Here is an 11,278-nt window from a genome sequence, read left to right as displayed (position 1 = left end):
CTTTCGCGGTGTAAGAGACACCACATTCTTCCTATATAGAGTAATGAAATTGTATGCTTAAAAACTTCTCCTCCCCCAAACTTTCGGTATGATCCGTTTGTCCGATGCGATAGCCCATAGTACCGGCGCTATGAACTGGATTGAAAGTAGTTCTAAGACTTGTGATCCCTTGTATCGGAGCAGCGTCTTTCGATGGATTGCGTGTAATGTAGTTGATAATACCACCTGCGGATCCATTTCCATAGATAGATGTAGCACCTTTGATAACCTCAACCCGTTCGATGACACTCGGGTCAATGGTCCGAAGATCACGTTGTCCATTCATCAAAGGCGTTGATTGTGGAATACCGTCGATCAAAACAAGCACAGATCTCCCACGAAGTGTTTGTCCGGAGTTTGTCGCTTTATTGGTCGATGTTCCAAGACCGGGAACAGTATTCCCTAAAATTGTTGAAAGATTGGTGCTGATTTGGCTTTGGGCCTCAATTTCTTTTGTGGTCAAGATCGTTACTGAAGAAGGAACAGTGGAGATGCTTTCCGGCTTACGTCCTGCTGTTACGATAATCTCATCTAACACTTGGGTAGAATTAAGCTGAACTGACAATGGACGTTGAACGGTATCTAAATTGACCATTTTTTCAACCGTTGAAAAGCCTGTGTATGATACCCGCAATTGAATCGGATTATTCAAAGGTCTTTTGGCAAAAATGAATTGTCCAAGTTGATTAGAATAGCCGACGCTTTTTCCGTCAACTTTGATATTCGCTTGGCTTAATGGTTTATTGTCTCTGTCTTTTACGATAAGGGATAATTCTTGTGCATGTAGCTGAGCACTTAAAAGCAAAAGAATTCCGCTGCTGAACATCATATATCGTGTTCTGTTTTTCATGGTAATTTATTTAGATCAAATATAAATTAATGCGCAAATATAGTTTATTTTATAGTTGTGCCAACAGCTATATTATATTTTTTTTTAATTTTTAGAGATGGTATACAGTGATTTTCAGGTACATTTTGCCACAGTGGATGAGTTTGATCTGCTAGGCTCATGTTTACAGACTAGCTTGTTTACATGAATTGAATGTTTTGTTAAAGATTTATTGATCTTGGATGATTAGTTTAGCATGTTGTTTTGTGTATCAAAGGCTTAAGAATTTTAACGTAATTATAAATCCATGAGAAGAACATTTTTCACTTTTTTTCTTTTTGTTTCGTCGTACTCAGTAGTCGTCGGACAAAAAATCCATTCACTTGAGTTTGCTTCTCCAAAGGCGATGCGTGATTATTTTACCTATGCTAAAGATAAAAAAATTGTAAGTGGTCATCGGGGAACGATGGAGGCTGGACTTCCTGAAAATTCGATTGCGGCATTTGAAGCCGTATTACGAAAAACACCGGCTATTTTTGAAATCGATCCGCGTTACACCAAGGATAGTGTTGCTATTTTGATGCACGATGCGACATTGGATAGAACCACAAATGGAAAAGGAAAAGTATCTGACTATACCTGGGATGAACTGCATAAGCTGAAATTAAAGGATCAGGCTGGAAATATTACCCGGTATGGTATTAACACACTTGATGAAGTCATTCAATGGGCAAAAGGTAAAACCATTCTGAACTTAGATAAGAAAGACTTGCCATTGGCGGCCACAGCAGCAATACTAAAAAAATACAATGCCTACAGTTGGGTGTGGGTTACGGTACATAATACTGAACAGGTAGCGTTTTATTTGGCGCAGAATCCAGAACAGTATATGTCTATGAATATTAAAGATCAGGCTGCATTGGAAAAATTTAAATCCTCTGGATTACCCTACGACCGTATGATTGTCTATATTGGGCCAGAACTAAAGGATTCTAATCAGGCAATGTATCAATTCTTCAACAACAAAGGTGTGATGTGCATGATTTCAGCGGCGTCTACCTACGATAAGTTGAAGACAAAGGCAGAACGCACCGAAAAGTATAGGGCCATATTTGCGGAAGGAGCCTCCATTCTTGAGTCGGATCTCCCTATGGAAGTTGGTGAAGTAATCGATTCGTTTTAACGGATTATGATCAATCCAAATCGATATTGTCATCTAAAAATTTAAGATACTTAGGCGATTCATCTTCGAAAATGTCTCTTCCTTCCATCATATAGGCGCGAAGAAGATATTCCTGGGCAGACTCGCTATTGTTGTCTTCCAAATAGCACTGTCCTAAGCGTAGCATGATAAAAGGGTTTTCGTAGGCATTTTCGATAATGTTCTGTTTTGCTTTTTCAAAATGGGAAAGGGCATTGTCAAAATCGTCCAGTAAGAAAAAGGCATCTCCTATGGAAGCTTCGAGCCAAAGACTTTCCGCATGAACATGTTGTGGACTAGGGACTAGATCAAGTGCTTCGGTCCACACCCGGATCGCCGCCTGATAGTTGCCTTCATCACATTGGATGTTTCCTTCCTCGCTAAGTTGGTCTATTCTGTCTAATGTTTGATCGTCCATAACATTTTATTCTTTAGAGTGCTATACGAAGATAAGAAATCTACAGAAAAAAGCGGAAAAATAACTTCTTCCGCTTTTTTAAAATTGTTTTAACCTACATTTATTCTACATCAAACCACAATTTAGTGAGTAAAGTATTGCTGCCCTGACGTGCGATTGCTTCCTTATAGCTCGTTCCGTTGAGTGATTGTTCGGTTCCGGGATACAGAAACCGCAAAGGAATTTTGCCGTTTAAAGCCCCGGCCTTCGCAGGCGTTAATTGCGGATAATCTAACCGACGCCATTCTGCAAAGGCTTCTAAGCCCTGTCCGTACAAGGCAATCCACTTTTGTTCCCCAATGGATTTTTTGTAGCGGTTGGAATCGAACTTAATGGCTGTCTGGCTGAGGTAGCTAACGATTTGGTCATTGCCAATGTTGTATTGTTCCAAAGAAGCACGGATTGCCTTTTGGTAATAATCTGCTGCATCACCTGTGATAAATCCTCTGCTCACTGCTTCGGACAAACCAAAAAGTGTTTCCGAAAAGCTTAAGATTACTGCTGGAGCATGTGGATCTCTAAAATAGATACCTGGTCTTGAAGTGCGAGCGAAGCCCAAGTTACTAGCGTCACTTGCCGTTAAACCATTTGGTACTCCGATATATTGTTCTGGCGTTGAGGTAGTGGTCGTATCGGCATAAATACCCAAACGCGGATCGTTGAGTGAGCGCAGTTTGTCGACAATTGTCTTACTCACTCTATAGTCCTCCCGTGCTTCAAACGATGCACTGACCGGATTGCGATAGGGTGCGTCGCGGTAGATAAGCTGTGCATTGTCTGCATTTGAGGTCAAATATCCACTTCCCTCTGCGGCAATCTCCTGTAATGTTGTTTTGGAGAGATTTGGTAATCGATCTGCGATACGTAAAGCAATGCGTAGACGAAGTGCATTTGTAAAACGCTTCCATTGCGCGATGCTACCATTATAAATAATGTCTCCTTCAATATTTTTTCCACTCGGATTTAATAAAGCCTGAGCACTTTTCAGATCGTTTAATAAGCCTGTGTATACTTTCTCTTGCGTATCGTAATGCGGTGTAAGATAGACGTCAATGTTTCCGGCTTCTGTGTAAGGTATTTCGCCATAAGCGTCTGTAAGTAAAGAAAATACCCAGGACTGTAGGACGATTGCTACCCCCTTATAGTTGTCATTTCCTGTGTTTTCCGCCAGTTTTTGAATGATTTTCAACTGACTTATGCTTTTCGAATACCAAGTGGACCAACCTTCGTTAAAATCATTATTTGTAAAGATGTAACGGTCGGGATCAGTATATTGTATTCTCGCCCAATGTTGAACAAATAAAAGGCTAGACGCGAGGTTGTTACTTATACCCCAGTAGCTATCTGTTGTCGTCTTAATTGTACTGGTTAGCAGGTAGGCAGGCTGAGGAGTTTCCGCTTCATTCTGATTTTGGTTTACTTTTGCTAACTCGTCTTTACAGGACGTCGTTAGACCTAGTAAGAGAAAAAGTCCTGCTATATGTTTGCTATTTATTTTCATTTTCTAATCGTTATTTGTTTATCAATTATCTGTTATCAACTGTACTTGTGCCTTATTTGCTTTGTAGATGTTGATTGCCAGTTATTTGTATAAATCCGTAAGTTTTGTTCTATTTTTAATTCGATTGTTCCATTTTCTTAAAACTTCAGGTTCAAATTGAAACCAAAGCTTCTCGTAGTGGGCAATTGCAAACTTTCCAAACCTTGGGCATTTCCTGTATTAAAAGCTGTTTCCGGATCAATATTGGGGGCATTCTTATGAATAATCCACAAATTACGACCTACTAAAGAGAAAGATGCTCCCTGAAAACCAATTTTGGAAATCCAGCGATTAGGTAATTGGTAGCCTAATTTTACTTCGCGTAATTTGACATAAGACGCATCGAATACATTTGCTTCATTGGTTCTGTATAATGTTTTATAATATTGTTGTGCCGAAACAACTTTTGTATTTTCTGAGCCATCTGCATTCACACCATCTGCAATGATACCGTCATCGTATGTTATACCGTTCAGGGTATAGCTTAAGCCACCATGTTCAGCATCTCTTCCAGGAAGGGTAGAGGCTAATACCCCTGTGCCTGTACCTGTGGCATTCGTGCCAGAATACAGTTTTCCACCATGTTTGATGTCGATCAAAAAGCTCAGATCAAAATCTTTGTAACGGAATTGATTGGTAATTCCACCTAACCAGTTCGGTGTAAATTTTCCAAAATAATGGTTGACAGGGTCAGTAGCAGGAGTCCCATCTGCATTGACAATAATACGTCCAGCTTCATTTCTTAAAAAGCCGGTTCCATAGAGAGTTCCATAAGGTTTTCCGACTGCAGCCAAAACCTGCACCGTTCCCGAAGAACCGATCGTATAGCTTTGTAGCAACCCCGCATCGTCTAATTCTACCACTTTACTTTTATTTGTAGCAAAATTTACATTGATGTCCCATTGAAAATCCTGTTTTTTTATCGGGGTAACTCCGAGTTGAATTTCCAACCCTTTATTGTTGATTTTTCCGGCGTTGACTAGTTGTTTTTTGTAACCAGTTGAAGGGCTTACATCGACGCTTAGGATTTGATTGATACTATTGATATTGTATAAACTTAGATCCAAACGTACCCGACTTTTGAGGAATGCCAACTCGGTACCTAATTCAGTAGAGGTTGTTGTTTCCGGTTTTAAATCTGGATTTTTCTTAATGTCATTGACCGATAATTGTGGACTATTTCCGTAAGGAGCGCTAAAAAGATAAGAATCGATCAAGTTGAACGGATCGGTATCTTTACCTACTTTAGACCATCCTCCACGTAATTTCCAAAAAGAGAGTACATTGCTTTGAATGGAGAAAGCATCTGTCAGTACGATACTTGCGTTTGCTGATGGGTAGAAATAAGATAGATTGTCAACAGGTAGGGTTGAGGACCAATCATTACGTGCCGTCAAATTCAAAAAGGCATAATTTTTATACCCCAATTGCGCGGAAGAAAAGATGCTGTAAGCTTTCAAAGGACTATATTCACCTGTTGAAATTAAAGCATCTCTTGAGTTTGCCAGTGTATATACATCTGGTACTGCCAAACGCGGTGCCTTCTGGTTATTCCTTTGTCGGGACTGGCTTCGTATGTTTCCACCTCCTAGGATATCCAATGTGAAATCATTGGAAAGGGGACGGTTATAATTCAGCGTAAACTCTGTATTATTTTCATTTACTGTGTATGCGTCCTCTTCGTAAGATCCATAGGGCGTACCATTCGTGCCATATGCGATCCTAATTTTGCGTCGATCTGTATAATAATCGTTGCCCGTACGGAAGTTTGCCGTCAAATACTTATTGATTTTATAGTTCAAACCAATATTGCCAAAAATGCGGTCGCGTTGTTGCTGAACCGTATTCTCTTCCGCAATGAAATACGGGTTGCTATAATAACTATTGTTCCAATTGACTAGATTGCCGTTAGCATCCCGATAATTTTTTAGACGCGAAACATCCACTTGTCTTCCAAACCATGTAAATTGTAACATGTAACCATTAGAACGGAAACCACCTACACCAGGTAAATTACCAGAATTCGTACGCACATAGTTTGCATTAGCAGTAAGTGTTAGATCTTCTGTGATTTTATAACGGGTATTGATATTGAAATTATTTTTTTCAATAGAAGAATTGGGAACAATCCCCGTTTGATTGCTGTTATTATAGGAGAAACGGTAATCAATCTTCTCAGTCGCATCGGCAATTGAAATGCCATTATTTAAGGTTCTTCCCGTGCCAAAGAAACTCCTGACGTTATCCGGGTGTGCTACGAATGGCACGGCTTCACCATTGGAATAAAACTGAGGAGTCAGTCTGCCGTCCATCTTTGGACCCCAGCTTTCGTCCACACCATCATTGATACCCCCGCCCTTGCCATCTACATAGCTGAATTTTCCATCGGCACCCTGTCCAAAAACATTTTGATAATCGGGTAAAACGGCGAGTCGTTCGATTGTATTATTTGAATTGATGTTTATTCCCAGTCCTTTGCGTTTTTTTCCAGATTTTGTCGTAATCAAAATTACCCCAGCAGCGGCCCTTGAACCATATAATGCAGCAGCATTGGGGCCCTTTAGTACACTGATCGATTCAATATCTTCACTGTTGATGTCTGAGATTGCATTGGCATAATCCCGATTACCGCTCGTACCCAACTGGGAATTATCAACGGGGGTTCCGTCGATCACAAATAATGGCTGATTATTTCCTGCAATTGATGTTTCTCCACGGATAATAATCCGGGAGGACCCCATATTACCTTGACTATTTGTGACTTGAACACCTGCAACCTTTCCAGCAAGTGAATTGACTAAATTACTTTCTTTTGCTTCGGAAAGATCCTTTCCTTTCAGCTCCTGAATAGAATATCCCAATGTCTTTTTTTCTTTCGAGATATTCAATGCCGTCACAACAACTTCGTCTAGTTGAGAAGTCGTTGGCAGAAGTTGAACCGTGGTGAAACCTGTAGTATTGGTTTGAACAGTCTTAGTTTCAAAGCCAATATATTGAATGCTGATGTTAAGTGAGCTTCCGGTCGAAGGGAACTCAAATAGTCCATTTACATCTGTTTGAACCTGTTTTTTACTGTTTGTTTCGGTAACTGTAGCCCCTTGAATAGGATTATTATTGTTGTCGACTACCTTTCCTTTTATAGTGGTTTGTGCGTATAGTGCACCAGTACTAAGACAAAGCGCGGCCATTACGACAAAATTTATGTTGTTTTTTGCCATACTAATTATAATAGTGAGTTTATTGTTTGAGTTGAGTTATAGGAGATATTTGAAATTTACCTGTAAAAACATCCCCTTAGGACATTCGTTTTTTAAGGATATTATCTGTATGCTGTTTCATGTGTTAAAAAATGTTAATGCAAATATATAAAATCTACCTGATAACTATACTTTGTTTTTTTGTTTTTTGTAATTTTTGAGTCAGAATGATAAGATGCGGTTTTTATAGGTGAGGAGTAGCTGGGGCATCAAGTTTTTTTTCTTTTCGGAACACCTTCTTGTTTTCTTTGCAATATGTTGCCTGTCAGAATATTGATTGGTAGGTGCGAATCGTAAGCGACAACGCACGGATTGTAAATCCTCGTATTTTCGAATAAGAAAGGGCAATGTTCTTGTGTCTCCATGATGGTAAATTAAAACGTTAACACGATGATTATTTTTGGCACAAGAACAAAAGTTTTAGCTAATAAATCGCAATCGGCAATCGGAAACTGCGATTATTGTGGCACAGTTCAATCCCTTTTTGTCTACAGGCAAATTAAATATTTCCATGTTTTTTGGATACCCATATTTCCCTATAGTTCGGAGGTCATAACCATTTGCAATCATTGCAAGAAGTTGAGTTACCAACGTGAAATCAACCCACAAACACGTCAGGCCATATCTTCGGGAGCTATCCGTAAAACACCTTTTGGATATTTTGCGGGCTTAGTTCTGATTGGGCTTTTTGTATCTGCTATTGTTATAGCAGGAATTTACGGTGCAAAAAAGAAGGAAAAATACCTGAAAGATCCAAAGGTTGGTGATGTGTATGAGGTTTCCTATACAAAAGATGGAAAAACAATGCGTACGCTTTATCGTATCGCGAATTTAACGACCGACTCTGTTACCTTTGACCTAAACGATTATGAAGCGGATAGCCGAAAGGGTCTACGCAAATTGCGCGAGCAACATACAGATAGCTATTCGGAAAAGCAACGTTTATCGCGTGCCGAACTTGAAGAAATGAAAAGTAGGATATCGAATATTGAAAGATTGTAATAATCATTTTTGTTGTTGCTATAAGCAAGGTTCAGCTCTTTACCGGATCTATTTCTTTGTTTTTATAATATTAAATTTATGGACATAGCCCAACATAAAATATTGTTTCAATGTAAGTGAATTCCCAAAATATGTTACGTTGCCTTGACTGCCCCAATAATTTTGGGTATTCTGATTCAATATATCAAAGCCGGTCAATTTTAGCTGTGAATTATTTTTAAAGGTATAATAGACTGACGCATTTAATATATGGTAGTTTTTTCTGCCGCTCAATCCGCTGGCCCGGTTATCTAAGGAGTATGTTGATTCTAGCGAAAATCCGTGGATTGGATTAATATTCAATCCTGCACCAATTTTACGGATTGAATAAGTTGATTCAATAAAGTCGGGGTTATCTTTTACCGAATTTATGTTCTTGTTCCAAGAATAGGTATACTGTGGTGATATCGTCACTAGGTTTTTCCACGTCGCGGAAAATTGTTGGCTGGCATTGATCCCTATATTGGTCCCTTTATTATCAACATCATTGATGGAACTATAATTTTCATAGGTATAGATACTGTTGTTTTGCGATAGATAGAATGACCAATTTTTGCTGGCTTTTAGGTTGTATCTCAGGTAAGTATAGGTACTATAGTTATATTTTGATCCAGCGAGAAACATCTGCGTGGTCATTTGTCCTGTATTGTTGTTTCGCCAACTACGGGACCCGATGCTGTTATTGACATAATTGATATTTCCATTTACATTAAACTGCAATTTCGAGGTATACTTATAGTATGATATACTGACATTCTGTTTTTCGATATTGTTGAATATAAAGGATGTCTTTCGTGTATACAATGGATTTAGATCCATGACGAGTTGCTGAATTCCGTAGAGTTCGGGAGACTCGAGATCTTTATACCAGCCGAGGTTTAGATCTTTATAACGGATATTAATATTAGGCAACCAGTAGCCTAAAGATGATTTCTCGGCAGAGTTGATTTTAAGTAAATCAAAATGATTTACCTTTACTTGATAGGCTGTTCCAAACTTTACGTTAAAATCTTTGGTGGGTCTCCAGTAAAATATAATACCCGTAATATAATCTTGGTATTTGTAACGATAGCTATTTTCATAAGGAGCTGCATGCATTTCTCCAGTGCTGTCGCGATTGATATATACACTTTCCTGTGGCCCTTGGCGGTTAGTGACATAGGTAAAGTAGTAGTCAAAGTTTAGTTTTTTAATTATTTTATTATAATAGGCTGCACTGAAATATAGGTTGTTGGAATTATTTTGTGTTCGGTTTTTATACCATAAACTAGTCCGCGGCTTAGCTGTATCATATATAAAGGTATTTTGAAAAGAGGTGTCGGTTTTTTCATTTGTATTGATGGAAATGGTATTTCTAAAAGATACGATGTGGTTTTTATTGAGTTGTTTTTCGATATAGAATCCATGTGAATAGTTCAGGGTATTTTCCTTATTTCCGCCCGTACCTGTTGCGTCATTTAGTTTTTTGAGATCCGTATAGGAGCGGTTCATTCCGAAGGTTGAATTGTTTTTTGAATTGATACCCAAATTCGGTGTAAATTCAAAATAGGCTGTTGTATCCATACGATGTCGGAGGAGGGTTTTGAGATTATGTCCTACAGATTTCTCCTGTTGCTGGTAATCGGATGTTGAATATTGTTTTTCCTGATCGTATAAAGAGATTTGATTGCCGGTATTTTGATTTTCGGCTTTATTATATTTCAGCATGTACATGATGTTCAACTTGGTCTTCTTTCCCCAGTCATTGTTGAGATTAAAGCCCAAGCCAATATCGTTGGCCTTACCCGAATAGTTCCTACCTCCAAAATTATCAAATCCATAGTTTTCGGCACGTCCAAGTCCAGCTTCTTGGTTCAATTCATTGTAATCAAAACTTTGGCGGTTAATGTTATTTCCGAAACCTAGGAAACTTAGCTGTAGTGTGTCTTTAAATGTATTGAATAAACCACCGGCCTCATACCTGCTGCGTGTACCCGCACTACCATAAAGTTTTCCAAAACTGGCCTTGAGAAAATCTTTCTTAAATTTTAGGTTAATCGTGATCGGCAGTTTATCTTCGTCTTCGTTCTCTTTTTTTGTTTCGCCCTTATCACGGTACACCTGTACTGTTTTGATAAGAGAAGCATCCAAATTTCGTGTGGCTATACGTACGTCACTCGAAAAGAAATCCTTGTCGTTTACTTTTACTTTGGAAACCTCTTTCCCTTGATAGTAAATAGAGCCATCCATATTAACCTGAAGACCAGGTAGTTCTTTGAGCAATTCCTCTACGTTGGCGTTGGGACGAGTTTTGAAGAAGTTGGTGTTATATTCTAACGTATCTTTATTCATCCATACGGGGGGAACAATATTGACGACTACTTCTTCGAGGCTTTTCGAGTCGAGCTTTAAGTGAGCGAAATCATAATTTTCTCCGTTAGGTATAGTAAATTCCTTACGAAAAGGATTTGCATTGACATGTGAAATAAAAAGCGTTAATGCGGTCCCTGTGGGAATTTTAACAAATTCAAATTTACCTTTTGTGTCAGTAAGGAGGTAGGAAACTACGGAAGAGTCTTTTGAATTGAGAATCGTTACAGTCGCTTTTTCTAACGGTTCAGCATTTTGAGCAAAAACAGTTCCGAGAACTTTGCCCTTCGATTGACCTATAACTATATTTGTAGTGAGTAATAAAATTAAAAACAAGTAAATTCTCATAAAATTAAGTACGTGTATCTTGGCTATAATGGTGATTAAAATGATTTTATGTAAATCATTTTAATAATACATTAAATAAATGAAAATTATACTATAAATGAAAATTTATTTATAAGACAATCCACTTGCGTCCTAAACGTTTAAAAAGTGGCGGTGTTTGGATATAGCAAAGTTGCTATATTTAAATTGCAAAATTATAACACACCGCCATGATAAA

7 protein-coding genes are annotated in these 11,278 nt (G+C 38.5%); 2 read left to right on the top strand and 5 right to left on the bottom strand.

Annotated elements, in window-relative coordinates; genetic code table 11:
- Positions 1-31 precede the first annotated feature (31 nt).
- On the bottom strand, positions 32-889 hold the full coding sequence (locus tag L1283_RS27830) for a TonB-dependent receptor plug domain-containing protein (protein ID WP_429626772.1): 858 nt from the start codon (positions 887-889) through the stop codon (positions 32-34).
- A 286-nt stretch (positions 890-1,175) separates the two neighbouring features.
- Between L1283_RS27830 and L1283_RS27825 the strand changes: the two genes are divergently transcribed.
- Positions 1,176-2,051: a glycerophosphodiester phosphodiesterase family protein gene (locus tag L1283_RS27825; RefSeq protein ID WP_286852134.1), complete on the top strand. Its 876-nt coding sequence runs from the start codon at positions 1,176-1,178 to the stop codon at positions 2,049-2,051.
- Between the two features lie 10 nt (positions 2,052-2,061).
- Here the strand turns inward: L1283_RS27825 and L1283_RS27820 are convergent, their stop codons facing one another.
- From L1283_RS27820 to L1283_RS27810, 3 genes are all read right to left on the bottom strand, one after another.
- Positions 2,062-2,487, bottom strand: a complete 426-nt coding sequence (locus L1283_RS27820) for a tetratricopeptide repeat protein (protein ID WP_120335308.1) — start codon at positions 2,485-2,487, stop codon at positions 2,062-2,064.
- 100 nt (positions 2,488-2,587) lie between these two features.
- Complete coding sequence (locus tag L1283_RS27815; RefSeq protein WP_286735943.1) at positions 2,588-4,027, bottom strand: SusD/RagB family nutrient-binding outer membrane lipoprotein; 1,440 nt, start codon at positions 4,025-4,027, stop codon at positions 2,588-2,590.
- Between the two features lie 137 nt (positions 4,028-4,164).
- A complete protein-coding gene (locus tag L1283_RS27810; protein ID WP_286852131.1) occupies positions 4,165-7,284 on the bottom strand; it encodes a SusC/RagA family TonB-linked outer membrane protein in 3,120 nt (1,039 codons plus the stop codon).
- 429 nt (positions 7,285-7,713) lie between these two features.
- On the opposite strand from L1283_RS27810, the gene L1283_RS27805 reads away from it, so the two are divergent.
- Entirely contained in the window at positions 7,714-8,325 is a 612-nt protein-coding gene (locus tag L1283_RS27805) for a zinc-ribbon domain-containing protein (RefSeq protein WP_088160379.1), read from the top strand.
- 48 nt (positions 8,326-8,373) lie between these two features.
- On the opposite strand, the gene L1283_RS27800 is transcribed toward L1283_RS27805, so the two are convergent.
- The gene (locus L1283_RS27800; RefSeq protein ID WP_088160380.1) at positions 8,374-11,061 is read right to left on the bottom strand and encodes a carboxypeptidase-like regulatory domain-containing protein; all 2,688 of its coding nucleotides are present in this window, start codon (positions 11,059-11,061) and stop codon (positions 8,374-8,376) included.
- Between the last annotated feature and the right edge of the window lie 217 nt (positions 11,062-11,278).

It is taken from the genome of Sphingobacterium sp. HSC-15S19 (assembly GCF_050433745.1).
Classification (GTDB): Bacteria; Bacteroidota; Bacteroidia; order Sphingobacteriales; family Sphingobacteriaceae; genus Sphingobacterium; species Sphingobacterium siyangense.
The sequence above is the reverse complement of the archived record's forward strand: the minus strand, read 5'-3'. Positions and strand labels throughout refer to the sequence as shown.

Coding starts and splice junctions, on each gene's coding strand:
- L1283_RS27815 (WP_286735943.1), bottom strand. CDS start 4,027: ATGAAAATAAATAGCAAACATATAGCAGGACTTTTTCTCTTACTAGGT.
- L1283_RS27825 (WP_286852134.1), top strand. CDS start 1,176: ATGAGAAGAACATTTTTCACTTTTTTTCTTTTTGTTTCGTCGTACTCA.
- L1283_RS27820 (WP_120335308.1), bottom strand. CDS start 2,487: ATGGACGATCAAACATTAGACAGAATAGACCAACTTAGCGAGGAAGGA.
- L1283_RS27800 (WP_088160380.1), bottom strand. CDS start 11,061: ATGAGAATTTACTTGTTTTTAATTTTATTACTCACTACAAATATAGTT.
- L1283_RS27830 (WP_429626772.1), bottom strand. CDS start 889: ATGAAAAACAGAACACGATATATGATGTTCAGCAGCGGAATTCTTTTG.
- L1283_RS27805 (WP_088160379.1), top strand. CDS start 7,714: ATGATTATTTTTGGCACAAGAACAAAAGTTTTAGCTAATAAATCGCAA.
- L1283_RS27810 (WP_286852131.1), bottom strand. CDS start 7,284: ATGGCAAAAAACAACATAAATTTTGTCGTAATGGCCGCGCTTTGTCTT.